Annotated in this window: 18 protein-coding genes and 1 pseudogene; 9 read left to right on the forward strand and 10 right to left on the reverse strand. The window is 62.6% G+C overall.

Going from position 1 to position 22140, the window contains the following annotated elements; all coding sequences use genetic code 11:
* Positions 1–28 precede the first annotated feature (28 nt).
* The 4 genes from AC0IYN_RS24405 to AC0IYN_RS24420 all read right to left on the reverse strand — a co-directional run bounded on the left by AC0IYN_RS24405 (position 29) and on the right by AC0IYN_RS24420 (position 3146).
* Entirely contained in the window at positions 29–949 is a 921-nt protein-coding gene (locus AC0IYN_RS24405; protein WP_248481257.1) for a bifunctional helix-turn-helix transcriptional regulator/GNAT family N-acetyltransferase, read from the reverse strand.
* Between the two features lie 70 nt (positions 950–1019).
* On the reverse strand, positions 1020–2312 hold the full coding sequence (locus tag AC0IYN_RS24410) for a PQQ-dependent sugar dehydrogenase (RefSeq protein ID WP_406599223.1): 1293 nt from the start codon (positions 2310–2312) through the stop codon (positions 1020–1022).
* Positions 2309–2734 (reverse strand): DUF2231 domain-containing protein, encoded by a 426-nt coding sequence (locus AC0IYN_RS24415; RefSeq protein WP_406599222.1) that lies wholly within the window; start codon positions 2732–2734, stop codon positions 2309–2311. The genes AC0IYN_RS24410 and AC0IYN_RS24415 overlap by 4 nt, the downstream gene beginning before the upstream one ends.
* An 88-nt stretch (positions 2735–2822) precedes the next feature.
* The gene (locus AC0IYN_RS24420) at positions 2823–3146 is read right to left on the reverse strand and encodes a hypothetical protein (protein ID WP_457238222.1); all 324 of its coding nucleotides are present in this window, start codon (positions 3144–3146) and stop codon (positions 2823–2825) included.
* Between the two features lie 250 nt (positions 3147–3396).
* Here AC0IYN_RS24420 and AC0IYN_RS24425 point away from each other — a divergent pair, with 250 nt between their 5' ends.
* The 5 genes from AC0IYN_RS24425 (at position 3397) to AC0IYN_RS24445 (ending at position 8130) form a co-directional block, all read left to right on the forward strand.
* On the forward strand, positions 3397–4425 hold the full coding sequence (locus AC0IYN_RS24425) for a UV damage endonuclease UvsE (RefSeq protein ID WP_471843639.1): 1029 nt from the start codon (positions 3397–3399) through the stop codon (positions 4423–4425).
* A 48-nt stretch (positions 4426–4473) separates the two neighbouring features.
* Positions 4474–4953, forward strand: a complete 480-nt coding sequence (locus AC0IYN_RS24430) for a P-loop nucleotide/nucleoside kinase family protein (protein ID WP_471843641.1) — start codon at positions 4474–4476, stop codon at positions 4951–4953.
* Entirely contained in the window at positions 4950–5744 is a 795-nt protein-coding gene (locus AC0IYN_RS24435; protein ID WP_471843643.1) for a nucleotidyltransferase domain-containing protein, read from the forward strand. The genes AC0IYN_RS24430 and AC0IYN_RS24435 overlap by 4 nt, the downstream gene beginning before the upstream one ends.
* A 610-nt stretch (positions 5745–6354) precedes the next feature.
* Entirely contained in the window at positions 6355–7257 is a 903-nt protein-coding gene (locus AC0IYN_RS24440) for a LysR family transcriptional regulator (protein WP_406598821.1), read from the forward strand.
* A gap of 78 nt (positions 7258–7335) precedes the next feature.
* Entirely contained in the window at positions 7336–8130 is a 795-nt protein-coding gene (locus AC0IYN_RS24445; protein WP_471843645.1) for an alpha/beta fold hydrolase, read from the forward strand.
* On the opposite strand, the gene AC0IYN_RS24450 is transcribed toward AC0IYN_RS24445, so the two are convergent.
* The 3 genes and pseudogenes from AC0IYN_RS24450 to AC0IYN_RS24460 form a co-directional block, all read right to left on the reverse strand.
* The gene (locus AC0IYN_RS24450; protein WP_371857077.1) at positions 8120–8887 is read right to left on the reverse strand and encodes a methyl-accepting chemotaxis protein; all 768 of its coding nucleotides are present in this window, start codon (positions 8885–8887) and stop codon (positions 8120–8122) included. The genes AC0IYN_RS24445 and AC0IYN_RS24450 overlap by 11 nt on opposite strands.
* An 87-nt stretch (positions 8888–8974) precedes the next feature.
* A pseudogene (locus tag AC0IYN_RS24455) lies at positions 8975–10069 on the reverse strand (cache domain-containing protein); the annotation flags it as partial.
* Between the two features lie 138 nt (positions 10070–10207).
* A complete protein-coding gene (locus tag AC0IYN_RS24460; RefSeq protein WP_471843647.1) occupies positions 10208–14182 on the reverse strand; it encodes a molybdopterin-dependent oxidoreductase in 3975 nt (1324 codons plus the stop codon).
* A 505-nt stretch (positions 14183–14687) separates the two neighbouring features.
* On the opposite strand from AC0IYN_RS24460, the gene nirB reads away from it, so the two are divergent.
* Positions 14688–17228 carry a nitrite reductase large subunit NirB gene (nirB, locus tag AC0IYN_RS24465; protein WP_471843649.1) on the forward strand — a complete coding sequence of 847 codons (2541 nt, stop codon included), beginning with the start codon at positions 14688–14690 and terminating at the stop codon, positions 17226–17228.
* The gene (nirD, locus tag AC0IYN_RS24470) at positions 17228–17590 is read left to right on the forward strand and encodes a nitrite reductase small subunit NirD (protein WP_406598817.1); all 363 of its coding nucleotides are present in this window, start codon (positions 17228–17230) and stop codon (positions 17588–17590) included. The genes nirB and nirD overlap by 1 nt, the downstream gene beginning before the upstream one ends.
* Positions 17591–17642: 52 nt before the next feature.
* Here the strand turns inward: nirD and AC0IYN_RS24475 are convergent, their stop codons facing one another.
* Positions 17643–18140: a MarR family winged helix-turn-helix transcriptional regulator gene (locus tag AC0IYN_RS24475; RefSeq protein ID WP_406598816.1), complete on the reverse strand. Its 498-nt coding sequence runs from the start codon at positions 18138–18140 to the stop codon at positions 17643–17645.
* 50 nt (positions 18141–18190) lie between these two features.
* On the opposite strand from AC0IYN_RS24475, the gene AC0IYN_RS24480 reads away from it, so the two are divergent.
* Both AC0IYN_RS24480 and AC0IYN_RS24485 read left to right on the forward strand, forming a co-directional pair.
* Positions 18191–19690 carry an FAD-dependent oxidoreductase gene (locus AC0IYN_RS24480; protein ID WP_471843651.1) on the forward strand — a complete coding sequence of 500 codons (1500 nt, stop codon included), beginning with the start codon at positions 18191–18193 and terminating at the stop codon, positions 19688–19690.
* A 92-nt stretch (positions 19691–19782) separates the two neighbouring features.
* Entirely contained in the window at positions 19783–20214 is a 432-nt protein-coding gene (locus AC0IYN_RS24485; protein ID WP_471843653.1) for an HIT family protein, read from the forward strand.
* Between the two features lie 209 nt (positions 20215–20423).
* Here the strand turns inward: AC0IYN_RS24485 and AC0IYN_RS24490 are convergent, their stop codons facing one another.
* Complete coding sequence (locus AC0IYN_RS24490) at positions 20424–21509, reverse strand: NAD(P)/FAD-dependent oxidoreductase (RefSeq protein ID WP_471843655.1); 1086 nt, start codon at positions 21507–21509, stop codon at positions 20424–20426.
* 2 nt (positions 21510–21511) lie between these two features.
* Complete coding sequence (locus tag AC0IYN_RS24495; protein WP_406598812.1) at positions 21512–22072, reverse strand: cysteine hydrolase family protein; 561 nt, start codon at positions 22070–22072, stop codon at positions 21512–21514.
* Positions 22073–22140 lie beyond the last annotated feature (68 nt).

Raw genomic sequence — 22140 nt, forward strand, 5'->3', positions numbered from 1 at the left:
TCCCGCGCCGCAACGGCGCGGGAACACTTTAAAGCGTGAGCGCCCAGGTCTGGCTGACCAGGGATTTGCCAAAGCTGTCTATCGTTTCTTCCTCGACCAACGCGAACCCGGCCTTCTGATACAGCTTGCGTGCATCGCCGAGGATGTCCACCGTCCACAGTTGCATGCGTTGGTAGCCGACCTGCCGGGCAAAGCGCACACACTCATCCACCAGCCGTTGGCCGATGCCCATGCCGCGCGCACTGGCGTCCACGTAGAGCATGCGCAGTTGGGCTGTGGTTTCGCCGTGGCGGATAACGAACACCGAGCCCACCACTTCGCCGTCCTTTTCCGCGATCCAGCAACGCTCGCAGGTTGGATCAAACGCCCTCAGGTACTTGGCGACCGTCTCCGCTACTAATGCTTCGAACTCCCAGTTCCAACCATATTCACGGGCATACAACGCGGTCTGTTGCTGCACTACCACGCCCATGTCGCCGGGTTGTGGATCGCGTAGCAGATAGCTGGGCGCCGTGCCTTGCAGCAGGGCCTGGATGCGCTTCATGGCTTCGGTGAGCTGGCGTTGCTGGGGTTCGGGCAGGCTGTCGAGCAGGGTGATGACTTCGTCCTGGGTTTGCTGCTCCAGAGGTGCCAGCACGTCGCGGCCGTGATCGGTGAGGTGCAACTGCACCGCACGGGCGTCGGTCACGGAGCGGACTTTCTGGATCAGGCCGCGTTTTTCCAGCCCGCCCACCAGCCGGCTCAGATAACCGGCGTCCAGGCTGAGCATTTGGCACAGGTCAGCGCTGGTGAGGTCGCCACGGGTAGACAGCTCGTACATCACGCGGATTTCGGTGAGCGAGTAATCGCTTTGTAGCAGGTGTTCCTGCAACACGCCGATTTGATGGGTGTAGAAACGATTGAAACCACGCACGATGCCGGCGCGCTCGACAAGCAGAGGGGTGGACATGCTGGAATGCTCGAATGGTTGCCTTAAGCAATTATATTGTTGCTTCAGGCAACCATGTCAAACAGTTTGCTTAGCGGTTGCGCGTCACCCGCCACACGGTATTGGCCAGGTCATCCGCAATGATCAGTGCGCCTTTGGGGTCCACCGTCACACCCACGGGGCGCCCACGGGTCTTGCCATCGTCACCGCGGAAGCCGGTGGCGAAGTCGATGGGCTCACCGGACGGCTTGCCATTGCTGAACGGCACGAAGATCACCTTGTAGCCCACCGGGTTGTCACGGTTCCAACTGCCGTGCTCGCCGACAAACACGCCATCGGCAAATTTCTCGCCCATTTGCGGGATGGAAAAGTCCACGCCGAGGGCCGCCACGTGGGAGCCCAGGCTGTAATCCGGCTTGATCGCGGCGGCGACCTTGGCCGGGTTCTGCGGCTGTGCACGCGGGTCGACGTTCTGGCCCCAATAGCTGTAGGGCCAGCCATAGAAGGCACCTTCACGCACTGAGGTGAGGTAGTCCGGTACCAGGTCCGGGCCCAGTTCGTCGCGTTCGTTGACCACCGTCCACAGTTGCCCGGTGTCCGGCTGGATGGTCAGTGCCGTCGGGTTGCGCAGGCCGGTGGCGTAAGGCTTGTGCGCGCCGGTGGCGGCATCGATCTGCCAGACCATTGCGCGGTCGATCTCCACTTCCATGCCGCGTTCAGTGACGTTGCTGTTGGAGCCGATGCCCACGTAGAGCTGGCTGCCGTCAGCGCTCACGGCCAGGGATTTGGTCCAGTGATGGTTGATTTGCGCCGGCAGGTCGGTGACTTTGCTCGGTGGGCCGCTGGCCTTGGTCTGGCCGTCGGCGTAGTCGAAGCTCACCAGCGCATCCTGATTGGCCACGTAGAGTTTGCCGTTGGCAAACGCCAGCCCGTACGGCGCGTTGAGGTTGTCGGCAAACACCGTCTTGAGTTCGTAGGTGCCGTCGCCATCGGCGTCACGCAGCAAGGTCAGGCGGTTGCCACTCTTGACCTTGGTGTTGCCTTCGGCCTTGATCAGGCTGGCGATCACGTCCTTGGGCTTGAGCTTGGCCGCACTGCCGCCACGGCCTTCAGCGACGAGGATGTCGCCGTTGGGCAGCACCAGGGTCTGGCGCGGGATGGCCAGGTCGGTGGCGATGGCGGTCACGCTGTAGCCTTCCGGAACCCTGGGTTTTTGCTCGCCCCACGGCACCGGTTCGGCAATCTTCATGCTCGGCAGCAGGCTGCTTTGCTGCTCCGGCAGTTTCGGGTCAGGGCCGCGGGCCTGGGTCTTGTCGCCTTCGCCACCGCAGGCGGTCAGCAACAGGGCGGCGCTCAACAGGGTCAGGGTGCTGGACGTTTTCATTTGGCATCTCCCGAACGCAGGTCAGTCAGGCCGATCCACGCAGCCACCAGTGCCAGCAGCGTAACGATCACCGACAGCACCAGGCCGGCGGGCATCATGGCGTACGCATCCTTGGCATGCTGGAAGGCATTGACCAAACCCAGTACCCAGGCCGCCAGCAGCAACAGGAAGTAAGCGGCCGGTCGCCCGGATTTACGCCGCGCACGAAGCAGGTTGACCAGCGCGAACAACAGCGCGAACCCACTGAACACCAAGGCGCCGGCAATCAGCCAGGAAGCGAAGTTGGCCCATTGAATCTGATAGGTCTGGCCGTAGGCAACGTCGCTGAGCAGGGCACCCAGAAACAACGGTACGCTGCCAGCCAGCAAGAGTGCATGCAGCGGGCCTGGCCGTGTTGCGTAGTAGGCGGGGAGGGTAGTCATGGGGGGGCGGCTCCTTATCGTTCAGCGCTCCTGGATTCAGGGCGCAATGACTTCGCATAGGAAAGGAGCGTGACGTTCGCGGGAAAGTTCACTGGGGTTTCATATCCAGATGTTTTTCAAACCATTGTGCATAAGGCGTATTGGCAACCTGACAGCGATTGAAGTCCGGGCTGCCATCGCTCCACCAGACGGGGCCGCGTTCGCCAAGGTCGACCTTGGCACTGTGCACCTGGTGTCGCGCCACCCTCAGTTGTTGCGGGTCACCCGAGGCCTTGGCCGCTTTGACGGCACGGCGCGCGTCCATCAATGCATTGACCAGGCGCTGGCGGGTGTCTTCGTCCAGCGCCGGGTTGGTGCAGCGCCAGAGTTGGCCCTTGACCACAAAGTAGCGCCCATCTGGCGTGCTAATCATGGTGCCAGCGTACTACCCGCAGTACGCCCCACATCATCGAAAACACAATCGCCATCCATCCGGCAAACAGGCTGAAGAGTGTCATTGCAAGGTTCATCGCCACCTCCGTTGCGTTGTCGTCTCGCTGTTGTCCTTATAGGTGACTGCCTGCGAAAACCAGGATTCAACTTATTTTCCAGAGTGAACCCCTGGCGGTGTTACCCACCTAAGCTCTTATAATCCCCACGATTGTTCACCTTCAGGCCTCTCCATGACCCACCCTCGAATCGGCTTCGCGTGCCAGTACAAGCATCCCGAACGCCTGCTGTCGGCCAGCGCCTTGAAGCTGATCGAAGGCCCCTTCAACCCGCGCACCACCACGTTGCGTTGGATGGACAGCGTCACGCCCCAAGTGGCCCGCGACAAATTGGTGGAAGTGGTCACCCACAACCTGGCGGCCCAATTGCGCCTGTTGTCGTATGTCGCCGAATTGCCGCCAACCTTGCGCATGCTGCGCCTGAGCAGCGATCTGTTGCCGTTCTACAGCCACCCGAAAATCGCCGCGGTGTACAAGGACCCGGCCATCGAGCATCAGTTGGTCGAGGGGTTTGCCGCGATCGGTGACTTGGCGCGCGCTGCGGATATCCGCCTATCATTCCACCCCGGCCAGTACTGTGTGTTGGGGTCGGAGAACCCTGGCGTGGTGGAAAACAGCCTGGCCGAATTCGAATACCACGCCAACATGATCCGCATGATGGGCTACGGCCGACGCTTCCAGGACCTCAAGTGCAACGTGCATATCGCCGGTCGCCTTGGCGTGGCGGGTACCCGCGCGGTGTGGGCGCGTCTGTCGGAAGTGGCGCGCAACTGCATTACCTTCGAGAACGACGAGAAGACCTACGGTTTGGACCACTGCCTGCAAGTCGCGGACCTGGCGCCAGTGGTGCTGGACATCCACCACTGCTGGATCAATGAAAACGACTACATCGATCCCCACTCGGAACGGGTCGCCCGTGTGATCGAAAGCTGGCGCGGCGTTCGCCCGACCATGCACTACTCCCAACCCCAGGAGAGCCTGCAGGAACTGGGGTTCGACGCCGAGCACAAGCTGGAAATGGACGCGCTGTTGCAGGTGGTGTCCAAGCGCGACCTCTACGCCCACAGCGCGCAAATGTGGAACCGCTGGACCAACGATTACGCGCTGCAGTTTCTCGACCGCTTCGACATCATGCTCGAAGCCAAGGACAAGAACGTCGCGGCCCTGGCGTTCTACGCGCACTGGCAGCGGCGCGTTGTGTGATCAACCCCCAGCGTGCATGCTGGCTGGCCTCACATAAGGAACCTTGCCATGCCAACCCTGCATTTGCTCTGCGGCAAGATCGCCTCCGGCAAGTCCACGCTCGCCAAGACCCTGGCCACCGAGCACGCGGCCATTGTACTCAGCGAAGACCACTGGCTTGCCACGCTTTACCCCGGTGAAATCCGCTCCATTGCCGACTACAGCCGTTGTGCCCAGCGAATACGCGGCGTACTGGGCCCATTGGTGATCAACGTGCTGCAGTCGGGTGCCAACGTGGTACTGGATTTCCCTGCCAACACCTTGGCTAACCGCGAATGGCTGCTGGGCTTGGCACACGTCGCCAACGTCCGGCACTGCCTGCATTACCTTGAACTGGACGACGCCACCTGCCGGGCCCGGCTGCACGCGCGCAATGCCCAGGGTGAGCATGACTTCGCCGCCACTGATGCCGAGTTCGATTTGATCACCCGGCATTTCTGCGTGCCGACTGAGGCAGAAGGCCTGGTGATCGAGAGGCATCGCCCATGAGTGCATCGCAATCCACGGGTGTGGACGCCGAGGGCTTTATCCTCAGGGTTCCCGACGTCTCCGTGCAGCGTGAATTTCAGCCGTTGCTTGAGGATGCCTGCGGCCTGCTTTCGCAGCCAGGCTTGGGGGTTGACGGCATTTATGTCTACGGCAGTGTCGCGCGCGGCGATGCGCTGCCGGGTGTGTCCGATCTTGATCTCACGCTGGTGCTGAGCGAGCCGCCTACCGCTGCGAGCCTGGAGCGGTTGGAATGGATTCGGTGCGATCTGGCGCTGCGGCACCCGTCAGTCACCAAGGTCGATTTCGATATCGGCAGCCGCGCGCAGGTACTGGCTGTTGAGAATAAACATCGTTGGGGGTTCTGGCTCAAGCACCATTGCCGGTGCGTATGGGGCAATGATCTGGCGGTGCAGTTCGAGCGGTTTCGGCCGTCACTGGACATCGCCTTGGCCGTGAATGGTGACTTTGAAGCGGTGCTGAGCGCCTACCTCAGCCGCATTGCGCGTGCCGACACCGAACACGAGCGGCTGCGCCTGCAGCGCGAAGCGTCACGCAAGCTGATCAGGTCGACCCAGATAGTGTGTGGGGTAGAGGGGGCGACTTGGCCGCAGACATTGGAGGAGCATGTTGCGCTGTTCGTGCAGAGGTATCCGATGCAGGTGACGCAGGTGGCGTTTTTTCTGTTTGAGGCTCGAAACCCGAGTGCTGACAGTGAAAGGTTCTTGGCTCGGCTTCAAGCGTTTCTGGGGTGGATGGTTTTACAGCGGAGCCATACGGCGGTTCCTCTGTAGGCGCCGGCTTGCCGGCGAGGGCGGACTGGCAGCCGACCAGGATGTTGGATCAGTCTGAGTACATATCCGTTATTTAGGTAACGGCCGCTTATGGTTCCGCCCTTACGGCGGCTCACTTTTGAAAAGCCCAAAAGTAAGCAAAAGGCTCTTGCCCCAACACTCGGCACCTCGCTTAGGCTCGGTGTGCCCGTAATCCGACAGGGATTTGGGGGGCCGCCGCCACGCGCCCTCCATGGCGCGGGGCGGCTAAACCGGCATCCCTGCCGGTTTACCCCCCAAATCCCTGTCGAATTCCGGCCAGCGTGTTTGATGGGGCGCCTAAGATCAAAAGCCAGATCAAGGTCACGATCAAGAGCGGCTCGCTTCGCATCGTGGTTAGCGTTGGGGATAGCACTTACAGTTAATTTTTTCACATCTGAGATTGCGCCAGCAGGCCCCCCCAAATCCTGCCAACACAACCAATCCCCTGTAGGAGCCGGCTTGCCGGCGATAGCGGTAGATCAGTCAATATTTCCAGTGACGGGCACACCGCCATCGCTGGCAAGCCAGCGTACTATAGGTATATTGAGCTTAACCTCTCCCTTTCATACGCCAAGCCTATGGATCGCCCATGATCAATTTTCGCCTTATTCGCCACCTCTGGCTGTTCCTTGCTGTCGCCGAAGAGCAGAATTTCGGCCGTGCCGCCAAGCGCCTGGGGATGTCGCAGCCGCCGCTGAGCGAGCAGATCCAGGTGCTGGAGCAGGCGCTCAAGGTCACGCTTTTCGAGCGTTCGCGGCGCGGGGCTAGGTTGACGCCGGTGGGGGCGGCGATACTGCCCGCAGTGCGCAAGTTCGCCGAGCAGTTGGAGCGCCTGGAGCTGGCGGTGGAGGAGGCGGTGGCGGGGCAGTCGGGGATGCTGACCATCGGCGCGATTTCCACCGCGATGTTTGATGTGCTGCCGCGCATTATCGACCAACTCAAGCAGCAATACCCGCACCTCACCGTGTCGGTGCGCGAGATCGACAGCGTTGAAGCGGTGCCGGCGCTGGAAGCAGGCGATATCGACCTGGCCTTTGCCCGGCTGGACGGCGACCTGGGCCCGGCGATTCAGTCGCTGCCGTTGCGGGCAGACCGCTTGATGGTGGCCTTGCCCAGCCACCACCCTTTGGCCGCGCGCACGCGCATCAGCCTGTCGAGCCTGGCCAGCGAGCCGTTGGTGATGTTTTCGCGCAAGGTCAGCCCGGTGTATTTCGATAACCTGATCGCCACCTGCCGTGCCAGTGGATTCTCGCCACGGGTGTTGCATGAGGTGCGCTCCGTGGCTTCGCAGATAGCCTTTGTCAGCTGCGGCCAGGGCATCGCGCTGGTGCCAGCCGCCTTGAAGAAACTCGCGCCGGACAATGTCGTGTTGCGGCCACTCACCCAGAAGCTCAATGTCGTGACCACGGCGGTGGCCTGGAACAGTGAGCGGCTCAACCCGCTGGTGACCGAGTTGGTCGCACACTTCCAGGCCCATACGATTAGCGTATGAAAGCCTTTCGCTCTCCGTTATTTACACCACGCGACTGAGCCCCGACAGTGGCGCCCTTTGTGGCCAAGGAACCCCAGCATGTCGTTCGTTCACTCATTTATTCCGCTGACGGTGGCCGGCACCTCACTGAACATCGCTGCGATCCATCGCGGTGGCGCGCGTGCCCCCATCGTGTTCCTGCACGGGTTCGGTTCGACCAAGGAAGACTACGCGGATATCGTCCTGCACCCGGCATTCGACGGGCATGCCTTTGTCGCCTACGACGCTCCCGGTTGTGGTGAAAGCCAGTGTGCTGAACTTGCACACATCAACATCCCGCTCCTGCTGGACACCGCGCTACAGGTGCTCGAGCACTTCCAGATCGACCGTTTCCACCTGGTCGGCCATTCCATGGGTGGCCTGACAGCCTTGATGCTGGCGCACCGTTTTCCGGGCCGGGTGCTGAGCTTCACCGACATCGAAGGCAATATCGCCCCCGAAGACTGCTTCCTCAGCCGGCAGATCGTCGACTACCCGACAGAAGACCCCGAAGCGTTTTTCAGTGCCTTCATCGAACGCACCCGCCAGGCCCCCGCGTACGCCAGCGCGCTGTATTCGGCGAGCCTGCGCCATAAGGTACGGGCGGGCGCCGTGCGCGGAATTTTCCAGTCGATGGTCGAGCTTTCCGATAACGCCGACCTGATGGGCAGGCTCCTCGGGTTGCCCTGCCCGAAAATGTTCATGTACGGCGAGCAGAACGCCGGGCTGTCCTACCTGCCGCACATCCAGGCCCACGGCGTGCGGCTGGCGCCGATTGCAGAGTGCGGGCACTTCCCGATGTATTCCAACCCTGGCGCGATGTGGCAGCAAATCGCTGACTTTCTCAGGACTTGAATCGCCCCACCAAGCCATTCAGCTCATCCGACAAATTCGACAACCGCCCGGAGTCGTCCTGTGCCGAATTAGCCAGGCTTTCCACGAGCCGCGCCTCGTCGTAGATCTGCTGGATATGCCGGTTGATCTCCTCGGCCACGCTGTGTTGTTCCTCGGCGGCGGCGGAAATCTGCAGGTTCTGGTCGCGGATTTCGTTGACCGACGTCTGGATGCCTTCAAAGCTGTCCCGCGCGCTTTCGATGGACGACACGCTGGCCCGCGACAAGTCCAGGCAACTGCCCATCTTCTGGGTGACTTCCTGGGTCTTGTTTTCCAGGGTGCCGAGCAGTTGCTCGATCTCACCGGTGGAGTCGGACGTGCGCTTGGCCAGGGCGCGTACTTCATCGGCCACCACCGCGAAGCCACGGCCCTGGTCACCGGCGCGGGCGGCCTCGATGGCGGCGTTGAGTGCCAAGAGGTTGGTCTGTTCGGCAATCGCGCGGATGGTGCCAAGGATCTGGTTGATGCTGCGGCTGCCGGCTTCCAGTTCGACCATGGCCTGGGATGACTCGGTAAGGCGGCGCCCCAGGCGATTGACGTTGTCGGTGGTGACTTCGATCTGCTGCTTGCCCTCGGCCACGCGACGGTGCCCGTTCTCGGCGGACTCTGCGGCACCGCTGCATGAACGCGCGACTTCGTTGGCGGTGGCCACCATTTCATTGAACGCGGTGGAGACCAATTCAACCGCCTCTCGCTGGCGTCCGGCCGCCTCGTTCATGTTGTGCGCCACCTCGCTGTTGACCTTGGAGGCGTTCTGCAAATTGGCCGAGGCCGCGCCGATATGCTGGATCAGTTGGCGGATCGCCGCGAGAAACTTGTTGAACCAGCCGGCCAATTCGGCGGTTTCATCCTTGCCCTGTACCTGCAATTCGTGGCGCAAGTCGCCTTCGCCCTGGGCGATGGACTGCAGGCCGGTGCTGACCTGGCCGATGGGCTTGACGATGACCTTGGAAAACGCCGCCGCGATCAGGCCGAAGATCAGTACCAGCACGCCGACGATAATCGCAGTGAGGTAGGTCATGCGCGTGGCTTCGGCCATGACTTCACGGTGTTCGATCAACCCGATGTAGCGCCAGCCGAGGCCGGGGGAGGTCCACACGTTGGCCATGTAGCGCACGCCGTCGATCACCACCTCGGTGGGGCCTTGCGGCGTGTCGGCCAATTGCGCATAGGGTGCGCCCAAGTCCTTGAGCGGCTTGAAACTGTGGGCCGCATCGCGCGGGTCCACCAGCACCACACCGTCTTCGATCAACATCACGTAGCCGCTTTCGCCCAGCTTGATGCTCTTGACCAGCTCGGTGAGATTCTTCAACGACACGCTGACCACGAACACGCCCTTGGCCTTGCCGTTGTCCAGCAGCGCCCGCGCAGTGCCCACCAGCGCCACGTCGTCTTTGTCGTAGTAGTAAGCCGGCGTGCGCACGGTCTTGCCGGGGCTGGCCATGGCCGCCTTGTACCAGGGGCGGGTGCGGGGGTCGTATTTGGCCAGTTGCGGGTCATCCGGCCATTTGGCGTAGGTGCCGTCTTCCAGGCCGATGGACAGGATCGCCGCCGCCGGGTGTGTGGCGCCAAAACGCGCGAAGCGGTCGATCACTGCTTGCGCCTCTGCCGGCATCGGCTGGCTGGCCGCGTCGGCGGGCTGGTAGTTCTTCAGCGTGTTCACCGATGTGTATACAGGATCGGTGGCCATTTGATCGACGTTTTGCAACGTGCCGTCGAAGAACTGGCGGATGTTGCCATCGATCTGGCGGATTTCCCGGGTGCTGCCATCGATGAATTGATCCACCGCCTGGGTCCGGGTGTTCATGACCGAAATCACGGCCACCAGGCTCACCGGAATAAACGCTACAGAGACAAATGCCAGTACCAGCTTATTTTTTATTTTCATCGAGACGACCATCAGCGTGAAGGGCGGCCAAATCGTCGCGCACCTGAGCAGGATTACGGCGATTTGCTATCACTGCTGTTTCGGCCCGGCTTCCACAAACCTTTAGGGTTTTTTGTACACAATACAAACTGCATATTGTTCTGTATCCAATCAATACACATCACGCAGATAACGCTTCTGCTCGCTCAACTGTCGCCAGTATTCGACGGCACCCTCAACGCCAAGCCCGCCGTGGGTTTGCGCCACTTGGCGCAGGGCCTGGTCGACGTCCTTGGCCATATGGCTGGCATCGCCGCAGATGTACAGCTTGGCGCCGTCCTGCAACCAGCGCCACAGTTCGGCGCCTTGCTCGCGAATGCGATCCTGCACGTAGACCTTCTGTGCCTGGTCGCGGGAAAACGCCAGGCTCAGGTGGGTGAGCAGGCCGTCGCGCTGCAGGCCTTGCAGTTCATCCTGATAGTAGAAATCAGTGGCAGCGTGCTGTTCGCCGAAGAATAGCCAGTTGCGGCCCTGATGACCCAGCGCCCGGCGTTCCTGCAGAAACGCGCGAAACGGTGCGACCCCCGTGCCGGGGCCGATCATGATCATCGGCACCTCGCCGTCACTGGGGGTGCGAAAGTGCTTGGACGGCTGCACGAACAACGGCACTTCACCGTCACCGACACGGTCGGCCAGGAAGGTCGAGGACACGCCTTTGCGTTTGCCATAGCGCACGGCGGCCACGGTCAGGTGGATTTCGTGCGGATAGGCCTTGGCACTCGATGCGATCGAATACAGACGCGGCTGCAGGCGCTTGAGCGTGCCCAGCAGCTCGTCCGCTGAACACTCGATGGGGTATTCGTGCAGCACGTCCGCCAGTTGCCGGCCCCACAGCCAGTTATTCAGTTCGGCCTTGTGTTCGAGGTTGAGCAACTGCTTGAGGCCTGGGTTGGCGCTGCGCTCGGCGATGAAGGCCAGGGTGTCGCTGCTGGGCCGGGCGATTTCGAAGTGCTGGGTCAAGGCCTGTTGCAGCGGCACATCGCCGAAGGTGTCGATGTTCACGCTGGTATGGGCGTTCAGGCGGGTGAGGTCGAGCAGTTCGTTGACCAGTTCGGGGCAGTTGCGCGGCCGCACGCCCAGCGCATCGCCGGCTTCGTAGGTCAGCCCGGAGCCGGCCAGGTCCAGGGCGAACTGACGGGTTTCCTTGTGGGGACTTAGCGGGTTCAGGTGCCGGTTGAGCAGCAAGCGTGAGCCGTACAATTTGGTTTTACCGGCGGGCGTGGCGGGCGCGACGGGCTTTGTCGGGGCGAGGGCTTGCTGGAAACGCACCAACCACGCATCGGCCAGCGCTTCGAATTCGGTGTCGCAGTCGACGCGCTCCAGCAGACGGGTGGCGCCCAGTTCCAACAGGCGTTGGTCGAGTTGCTTGCCGTGGTTGCAGAACTGGTCGTAGTTGGGATCGCCCAGGGCCAGCACCGCAAAGCGCAGCGACTCCAGGCGCGTCTCGGCGGTGTTGAGGCTGTGCCAGAAACCTTCGCCATTGTCCGGTGGGTCGCCGTCGCCAAAGGTGCTGCTGATCAGCGCCAGGGTGTGGGTGCTCGCCAGTTTGCTCGCCGGGAAATCCGACATCGCGCTCAGTTCCACGGCAATGCCCGCGTCGCGCAGCCGCTTGGCAAAACGCTCGGCCAAGGCTTCGGCGTTGCCGGTTTGCGAGGCCCACAATAAAGTGACGGCTGGGGAGGGCGCTGCGAGGGATTGCGTATGGCTGAACAAACCGCCGAGCAAGCCGTTCAGCCACAGCCGCGCGGCATCGGCCAGCGGTGCATTGGCGGGCATGGTCGGCACGCCGACCGCCTGGCGTGCGGCGTTGGACTGCAGGCCGCTTAGAAAGCCGGCGAGGTAGGTGCGCTCATTCTCGCTCAAGGGTGGCGCGGGTAGGTTGCGGATGCCGGCGATTTCGGCGAAGGCGTCGAGGCGCGACATGGCGGTGTCCTCTGCTACGGGGGAAGGGCGGTCGAGGAATTGGTGGTCGATCAGCTCGACGCGGGCCAGGGCGACGGCGCAGTACTTGAATTCCGGCTGTAAGGAGATCGGGTCCACCGCGTCGTTGGTTACCGCGTTGATTGCCAGGTTTTCACCGAATACATCGTTCCAGTGGAACGGCGCAAAACAATTACCTGGCCGCACACGGTCGGTGACCACGGCGGGCAGCATGGCGCGGCCGCGCCGGGAGCGTATCTCGACTCGATCCTTGTCCTTGATACCCAATCGGCTCGCGTCTTCGGGGTGCAGTTCCACAAAGGGGCCAGGGTTGAGTTTGTTCAGGGTGGCGACCTTGCCGGTCTTCGTCAGGGTGTGCCATTGGTGCTGCACGCGGCCGGTGTTGAGCACAAAGGGGAACGCGTCTTCCGGCATTTCTGCGGGTGGCATATGGGGGCGGGCGAAGAACTGGGCTTTGCCGTTTTCGGTGGCGAAGGCGAGGGTGCCTGTGTCCAGGTAGCGGATCGGGTTGCGGTCCGCGCCATCCTCCGACGCGCAAGGCCATTGCAGCGGCTTCTCACGCAGGCGCGGGTAGCTCGCGCCACGCAGGTCGTAGCCGGTCTTGGGGTTCCAGGCGCGTTTGATTTCTTCAAACACGTCGGCGGCGGATGCATAGGTGAACGCATCGGCAAAGCCCATTTCACAGGCGACCCTGGCGATGATCTGCCAGTCGGGCAGGGTCTCGCCGGGCGCATCCACGGCCTTTTGCATCAGGCTCAGGTTGCGTTCGGAGTTGATCATCACCCCTTCGGCCTCGGCCCACAGCGCGCCGGGCAACAGAATGTCGGCGTAGCGGTTGGTCTCGGTGTCGAGAAAAGCATCCTGGGTGATCACCAGTTCTGCGGTTTGCAGGCCTTTGATCACGGTCTGCCGGTTAGGCACGCTGGCCACCGGGTTGGTGCAGATGATCCAGCAGGCCTTGATCTGCCCGGCAGCCATTTGCTCGAACATCGCCACGGTGCCGCTGCCAGCCTGGCGCGGCAGGCTGTCGTGGGGGATCTGCCACAGGTCCTCGATAAAGGCGCGGTCGGTCTCGACCAGCACCGAGCGCTGCCCCGGCAGGCCCGGCCCCATGTAACCCATTTCGCGCCCGCCCATGGCGTTGGGTTGACCCGTGAGGGAAAACGGCCCGCTGCCCGGACGGCAGATGGCGCCAGTGGCCAGGTGCAGGTTGCACAGGGCGTTGGTGTGCCAGGTGCCGTGGGTGCTCTGGTTGAGGCCCATGGTCCAGCAGCTCATCCATTCGGCGGCCTGGCCGATCCAGTCGGCGGCTTGGCGAATGTCGGCTTCGGCAAGGCCAGTGATGTCCGCGACACGCTGTGGCGAATAGTCCTCAAGGAACGCGGGCATCACTTCCCAGCCGTCGGTGAACGCGGCAATAAACTCGGGGTCGGTATGCCCGTTTTTGACCAACAGATGCAGCAGGCCATTGAGCAGGGCCAGGTCGGTGCCGGGTTTGATCGGCAGGAACAGGTTGGCCTTGTCCGCCGTGGCGCTGCGCCGAGGGTCGACCACGATCAGCTTCGCTCCGGCCTTGACCCGGTCCATCATGCGCAGGAACAGGATCGGGTGACAGTCAGCCATATTCGCGCCGATCACGAAGAACAGGTCGGCGCGGTCGAAGTCTTCATAGGAGCCGGGCGGGCCGTCCGCGCCGAGGGACAGCTTGTAGCCGCTGCCCGCGCTGGCCATGCACAGGCGGGAGTTGGACTCGATGTTGGCGGTGCGCACGAAGCCCTTGGCCAATTTGTTGATCAGGTACTGGGATTCCAGCGACATCTGGCCCGATACGTAGAAGGCCAGCGCGTCCGGCCCGTGCGTGTCGAGCACGTGGCGCAAGCGCCGCGCGGTTTCGCTGATGGCCTTGTCCATGGCGAGGCGCACGGGGTCTTGCTCGCGGGCCTGGCGCACATAGGCGTTCTCCATGCGCCCAGAGTCGGCGATGGCTTGCCCGCAGGTGGTGCCTTTGGTGCACAGGCGCCCGAAGTTGGTGGGATGGGCCTTGTCGCCGATCACCTTGACCACTTTATTGTGCTCGACCTGCATGACGATGCCACAGCCCACGCCACAATAAGGACAGACACTGCGGATGCTTTGGTTGGTCATCTGGAACCCATGTAAACAAAAAAGGCGCCTTGCAACCCTCCGTTGAAAACGGGGATTACACGGCGCCTTTGTCGTGAGGGCAGTCAGCGTTGACTGCTTGGTTAAAGTGTTATTAGCAAGTCACGCGCCAGGTTTTGCAACCGCCCCTGATACCGGGGCGCCCTCGGCGCGGGACAAGCCCGCTCACCACAGAAGACGACTCAGGTGTGCACGCTTATGAAGCGGAGCGCACCAGTTGGAGGCGCTGAAAAAGGTGTTTGGTGGGGCTAAGCGACGATAGCCTCCACTGCAACGGGTTTTCAGACAGCTTGGCACAGACCCTGCAAGCTCCCCCTTAACCCACCTCGGTCAACGACGATCGACACCCTGGGGCACAGCGGTGAATCCGGCGCAGTCGCCCGATCCGAACCCGCATAAGAACAGGCAAAGACGCCTGGAACCGCAAGGTTTCAGGCGTTTTTTTTTGCTTTTTTTAAAACCGTGATGAGCTTGACGGGTGCTTACTATGAACCATCTCAAAACCTTGATCGTCGTCGGCAATGGCATGGTCGGCCACCACTGTGTGGCGCAACTGATCGAGCGTGGCGCGCTGGATCACTACCGCTTGCATGTGTTCAGCGAGGAGCCGATGCGCGCCTATGACCGGGTGCATCTGTCCGAGTATTTCACCGGCCGTGATGCCGAGTCGCTGGCCTTGTCCGAGGCTTCGCTGTACCAGGTGCCGGGCGTGACCCTGCACCTCGGCGTGCCGGTGCTGGAGATCGACCGCGTGCGCTGCGAGGTGATCACCGCCAACGGTTGCGTTGCCTATGACAAGCTGGTGCTGGCCACCGGTTCCTATCCGTTCGTGCCGCCGATCGAAGGCGCCGAAGGCGATTCGCGGCTGGTGTATCGCACCCTTGAAGACCTGGACGCGATTCGCAAGGCGGCCGCGAATGCGCGACGCGGCGTGGTAGTGGGCGGTGGCCTGCTGGGCCTGGAAGCCGCCAACGCGTTGAAGAGCCTGGGCCTTGAAGCTCACGTGGTGGAGTTCGCGCCACGTTTGATGCCGGTGCAACTGGACGACTTTGGCGGCCTGGCGCTCAAGGCGCAGATCGAACGGCTGGGCGTGGGGGTGCATCTGTCGCGCGCTACCCAGTCGATCAGTGCGGGCGAGCACTACCGCTACCGCATGAACTTCGCCAATGGCGAATACCTCGAAACCGACTTGATCGTGTTCTCTGCCGGTATCCGCGCCCAGGATGCACTGGCCCGCCAGGCCGGCCTGGACATCGGCCCGCGTGGCGGTGTGGTGATCAATGACGAATGCCTGAGCATCGACCCGAACATCTACGCGATTGGCGAGTGCGCCTCCTGGAACGGCAGCCTGTTCGGCTTGGTCGCGCCGGGCTACCAGATGGCCCGAGGTGTCGCCGCGCTGCTCTGCGGGCAGACCGCCGAGCCGTTTGTGGGCGCGGACATGTCCACCAAACTCAAGCTGCTCGGCGTGGACGTAGGCTCCATTGGCGACGCTCATGCCCACACGCCCGGCGCGCGCAGCTACCAATTTATCGACGAAGCCAGCGCCAGCTACCGCCGCCTGGTAGTGGATGCTGCGGGCAAGCAGGTGATCGGCGCCGTGCTGGTGGGCGACAACAGCTACTACGACACCTTGCTGCAATACATGCAGAACGGCATCGCGTTGCCGTCCGAGCCGGCCAGCCTGATCCTGCCATCCTCCAGCGGCGCGCCGACCCTGGGCCCCGGCGCGTTGCCGGAATCGGCCACCGTCTGCTCCTGCCACAACGTGACCAAGGGCGCGATCTGCTCGGCCATCGACAGCGGCTGCAGCGACCTCGGCCTACTTAAATCCCAAACAAAAGCATGCACCGGTTGCGGTGGCTGCGCAGGCTTGCTCAAGCAAGTGTTCGAGCATGAGCTGATCGCCCGTGGCGTCAGCGTCGACAAGAGCCTGTGCGAACACTTCGCCTACACGCGGCAGGAGCTGTACGCCCTGGTGCGCGTGGAGGGCATCATCACTTTTGACGAGCTGCTGGCCAGACACGGCCGTGGCCACACCGGCTGCGACGTGTGCAAGCCGGCGGTGGGCTCGATCCTGGCGTCGTGCTGGAACCAGCCGATCATGGATGCGTCCCTGGTGCCGTTGCAGGACACCAACGATACGTTCATGGCCAACATGCAGAAAAACGGCACCTACTCGGTGGTGCCGCGTATTCCGGGGGGTGAGATCACCGCGGACAAGCTCATTGTGATCGGCGAAGTGGCGAAGAAATACGACCTTTACACCAAGATCACCGGTGGCCAGCGCATCGACCTGTTTGGCGCGCAACTGCACGAGCTGCCGGATATCTGGGCCGAACTGATCGCGGCGGGGTTCGAGACGGGGCACGCGTATGGCAAGTCCACGCGTACGGTGAAGTCCTGCGTGGGCAGCACCTGGTGCCGCTACGGCGTGCAAGACAGCGTGAAAATGGCGCTGCTGATCGAGGACCGCTACAAGGGCCTGCGCTCGCCGCACAAGCTCAAGTTCGCGGTGTCTGGCTGCACCCGCGAGTGCGCCGAAGCCCAGAGCAAGGACGTGGGTGTGATCGCCACAGAGAAGGGCTGGAACCTCTACATCGCCGGTAACGGCGGCATGCGCCCACGCCATGCGGAGCTGTTCGCCACCGATCTGGATGACGCCACGCTGATCCGCTACATCGACCGTTTCCTGATGTTCTACATCCGCACGGCCGACAAGTTGCAGCGCACGTCGGTATGGCGCGAGAGCCTGGACGGCGGCCTGGACTTCCTCAAGGACGTGATCCTGCACGACAGCCTGGGCCTGGGTGCCGAGTTGGAAGCGCAGATGCAACTCGTGGTCGATCGCTACGAGTGCGAGTGGGCCAACGCCCTCAAAGACCCGGAAAAACTCAAGCGCTTCCGCACCTTCGTCAACGACAAACGCCCCGACCCGGACATCCACTTTGTCCAGGAACGCGGCCAGCGCCGGCCGATCATGGCCGCCGAACTCAACCTGATTCCCGTCACCGAGGAGATTGCCTGATGAGCCAGCCCACGACCCAACGCAACCTGGCCACCTGGAAAAGCGTGTGCAGCGAGGCCGACCTGGTGAGCAACTCCGGCGTGGTGGTGTGGTTGGACGGCGCGCAAGTCGCGCTGTTCTACCTGCCGGGGGCGCAGGACCAGACCCTGTATGCCATCGACAACCACGACCCGGAATCCGGGGCCAATGTGATCGGTCGCGGCTTGATCGGCAGTATCAAGGGCGACGTGGTGGTGGCGGCGCCGATCTACAAGCAACATTACCGCCTGGAAGACGGGCAGTGCCTGGAGACGCCGGACCAGCGTTTGCGGGTATGGCCGGTGCGGTTGAACGGCGGGGTGGTGGAACTGGCATTGGATTGATGCTGTGTGGCAAGCGGGCTTGCCCCGCTTGCCACAGGAAACGTGCATGGCCTTAGGAAATACCCTTCGTCGCACGCGCCGAGTCATCTTTGATATCCTCGGCAAACTTGCGCATCAACCGCACCAGATTGTCGAAATCGCCTTCCTCCCAGGTGGAGAAGATCGACACACCCATCCGCTCCCGCGCGTCATCGACGCGGTCAGTCATGGCCTTGCCTTTCTCGGTAATCACCGACTCGCGTACGCGGCGGTCGAGTGCGCTTGCCTGGCGCAAGACCAGGCCCAGGCTTTCCAGCTTCGCCACCTGCCGACTCACCGTGGTGTAGTCGCGGCCCACGCGGTCGGCCAGTTCGACCACGCCAATCGGACCCAACCGCTCCACCAGCACCAGCAACGGAAACAGGGCACGATCCAGGGAAATCCCGGCCTCGCGTACCATTGCCTCGTCGCGTTGCGGGCGGTTCATCACCCCTACGATCTCAACCAATGAGCCATGCAGGTCACGCAGTTGGGCGGATATATGTGCGCTTTGCACATTTTTAATTGACACGGTGTTCGCCTCTCTTAATATGTGCGTATTGCACATATAGGTGATCCAGTATGAAAGCGCAATTCGCTGTCGATGTACTGATTTGCGGTGCCGGTGCCGCCGGCCTGACCTTGGCGATCGACCTGGCGAGAAGGGGCATCACCTTCCGGCTGATCGAAAAAAACCAGCAGCCTTTCCACGGCTCGCGTGGCAAGGGCATCCAGCCCAGGTCCCAGGAAGTCTTTGAAGACCTGGGGATTCTCGACCGGTTGATGGCCGTGGGTGGAGTCTATCCGACTGACCGGCGCTACCGCGACGATGGCAGCTACAGCGAGGCTGAATTCACCGAATCCACGGCGCCGACACCGGCTGAGCCCTACCAACAACCGTTGATGGTCCCGCAGTTTCTGACGGAACAGGTGATGCGTGAGCGCCTGCTTGAGCTCGGTCACGCACCTGAGTTTGGTTGTGAGCTGGTCGGCTTCGACCAGGACGCCGACGGTGTCACCGCACGGCTGGCCGGAAAGGGCGGCGAAGAGCGCATGCGTGCCCGCTGGCTGGTGGGTGCCGATGGCGGTCGCAGCTTTGTCCGGCATGCCCTGGCGATCGGCTTTCCCGGCAAGACCCTGGGCGTGCGCGCCCTGGTGGCGGATGCGGTGCTTACCGGCCTGACGCGTGAGGCCTGGCACCGCTTTGGCGAAGGGGATATGCAGCGCCAGATTGCGATATGCCCGCTGGCCGGCACCGACCTGTTCCAGCTTCAAGGGCCGGTCCCGGCAGAGGGCGACATCGAGTTCAGCGCCGAAGGGCTCACCGCACTGATCGCCCAACGCACCGGTCGCACCGACATCCAGGTGCACAGCGTGGCCTGGTCATCGGCCTACACCATGAATGCGCGCCTGGCCGATCACTACCGCCTGGGCCGGGTGTTGCTGGTGGGCGACGCCGCGCATATCCATCCGCCCACCGGTGGCCAGGGGCTCAATACCAGCGTGCAGGACGCCTATAACCTCGGCTGGAAGCTGGCGGCGGTGGTGCAGGGCGCGTCTGATGCCTTGCTCGAGTCCTACGAAGAAGAACGCCGGCCGGTCGCCGCCTCCGTACTGGGCTTGTCTACCAAGCTGCTGGGCGAGATGAAGAGCGGCGAGCTGCGGCGGGGCAGGGAAGTGCATCAACTGGACATCGGCTACCCCGCGTCTTCGCTGGCGTTGCAGCACCCCGCGCGTAATGGCGTTGCCGCGGGCGACCGAGCGCCCGACGCGCCGGTCCGAGGTGCCGCTGGGCAGGCGTTGCGGCTGTTCCATTTGTTCAAGGGCACGCACTGGACGCTGCTGGGTTATGGCGTAATGCGTGATTCAGTGCCTGCCCGGCCTGGGGTGCATGTCCATAGTGTTGGGCCTGAGGGTGACATCATTGACGACCAGGGCCACTTTCAACGTGCCTATGGCCTGGCGATTGGCGAGTGGGTGCTGGTGCGCCCTGATGGGTATATCGGCGCGATGGGTTCGTCAGCGAATATCGAGGTCCTGGACGCTTACCTTCAACGGGTTTTGCAGCGCGCGCACGGCTGAACTCGCTGTACTTCGATCACTGCGTTGGTGCTTCCAGTGTTTGAAGTCGCGTTAAGATGCGGCCTGGACTTCACTGTGATCAAGGATTTTGCATGGCACTTATCACCGAACGCGTGGCACAGGCTCGCAGCGGCACCAACGACAAGGTCATCTGCCGCATGGCCTCGGGCTGGGCGGTGATGGGCGATGTACAGTTCCTGCCCGGCTACTGCCTGTTGCTGCCGGACCCGGTGGTTGCCAGCCTCAATGACCTGGATACCCAGGCGCGTACCACCTACCTGTTGGACATGGCGCGCCTTGGCGACGCGGTGTTGCAGGCCACCGGTGCACTGCGCATGAACTACGAGATCCTGGGCAATTCAGAGCCGGAGTTGCACTGCCATCTCTTCCCGCGCTACGCCTCGGAGCCGGACGACAAGCGCCGGATGCCCGCCTGGTTTTATGACTGGAAAAACGCGCAACCTTACGCAGAAGACCCGCATGGAGAGCTGCGTAAGGCCATTGCGAAATTATTGAACGCCTGACGCGATCAGCCCGCGATCTCGCTCAGTGCCATCGTCGGCCCGGTCCGCACCCTGCTGGAAGGTAACGCGCCACCGGCCTTTGAAGCGGCGCTGGAGCAACAGACCACGCTCTTGTTGAAAGCGTATCTGCAAGCGCATCACACCCCCCATTCAAGAAAGGCCTAACGCAATGCGCGAATCAAAGGCCGCACGACTCAGGTGAGCCCCGTTCAAATGCCCTGCGATACTTGAACGAATCGCCCCGGACGGCACGGCTCCAGTGCAGTGCAGACGGTGCCATCAATGATTTCTTCACTCGCCAGCCTGCCCACGACCGGCGCCAGTACCACGCCCGGGTGCATGGCACACACATAGACGCCACCCACGGTGGGCAGGTAGCCAATGATCGGCGTGCCATCCACTGGACAGGGACGAAGCCCCACCTGGGCGATTGCCGGCCCCAGTGGGCCAATGCCACGGAGTTGACCCTCGATGGCCTGGGCCGTTTGCAGGGCGATCAATGACGGGTGATCGTGCGGCGCGTCGCTGCGGTAGTCTTCCGCCACCAGCAGGGCGCCGTCGGCTTTCTGCCGCACTTCCATGTGGGTGTTGGAGATCAGGGTGCGTACAACGCCGGGTTGTGCCGCGTAACGAATAAAGATGGACGGTGAGGCTTCCACTGGCAGGGGCGTGCCCAACATCGCCGTTAGCGCCTTGGTGCCGGTTCCGGCGGCGATGACCACGACATCGGCATCGAGGGCGCCCAGTGTGGTGTCAACACCGGTCACCTGGCCGTTGAGTGTCGTGAAGCCGAGCACGCGGGCCTGTGTCAGTACCTTAGCGCCCTGGGCCATGGCGCCGGCAATCAGCACGTGGGTGGTGTGTACCGCGTCCAGCGCACCTTCTTCGGCCTTGAACAGCGCCTGCTCAGGAGGATCATTCAAGTTCGGCTCAAGTTCGACGACCTGGCAACGTGTCACCTGGGTTGCCGCGCTCCCGTGGCTTGAATCAGGCAGGGCTTCATCTGTGCCGGCGCCGTAACTCAGGGACCCGGTCCACTGTATCGCCAGGTCGGGCAGTTCGTTTTGCAGGCGGCGGTAATCGCCGAGGGCGACACTGCGCAAGGCTGCGATCGGGTCGGGCGCCTTACGTGATGTGTTGAGCCAGGCGAAGGAGGTGGCTGTCACGCCGGACGCAATGCCTTGCCCCTCGACAACGGTGACTTGCGCGCCTTTGCGCGCCAGATGATAGGCCAGCGATGCGCCAACGATGCCCGCGCCGATCACAACAATGCGCTTGCCGGTCGCCGTTGACATATTCACAGGCCGCCCAGGATTTCGTGGGCCGTGACAACCCCGGCATAGTCCATCGCCAGGTTGCTCAACGACATCGCATGCACGTCCTCGGCCGGCCACAGGCGCCCGGACAAATCGGTTTGATCGAAGGTGTAGCAGGCGTCCGAAACCACCGTTACTGCAAAACCCAGGTTGCCACCCGAACGCGCCGTGGCCTCGACGGAGTTGTTGGTGATCACGCCGACGACCACCAGTTGCCGGATCGAGCGCGCGTGCAACCAGCGCTCCAGCCCTGTGGCGGTGAACGCATCCGGGACGTTCTTTTCCACCACATGCTCATGGGCCAGCGGTTGCAGCGCCGGCTGGAACTCGCACCCCGGCTGGCCGGGCCAGAACACCGAGTCGGGTGCGCGGGATATGTGCCGGATGTGCACGACCGGCCGGTTGGACTGCCGCCACGCATTCAGCAGGCGCTGCATCTGCACCTCGGCGTCCGGGTTGTTGCGTCGCCCCAGCTTCGGCTGGTTCATGCCTTGCTGCATGTCGATGATCAGCAGTGCGGCATTGCTGGCTAACGTTGGCATGGCGATTCCCTGTGTTCGTGAGGCTTGAAACATATCAGCCAACCTGTGTGCCCAGACAGCGATTTGTT

Source organism: Pseudomonas sp. AC112, from assembly GCF_979253545.1.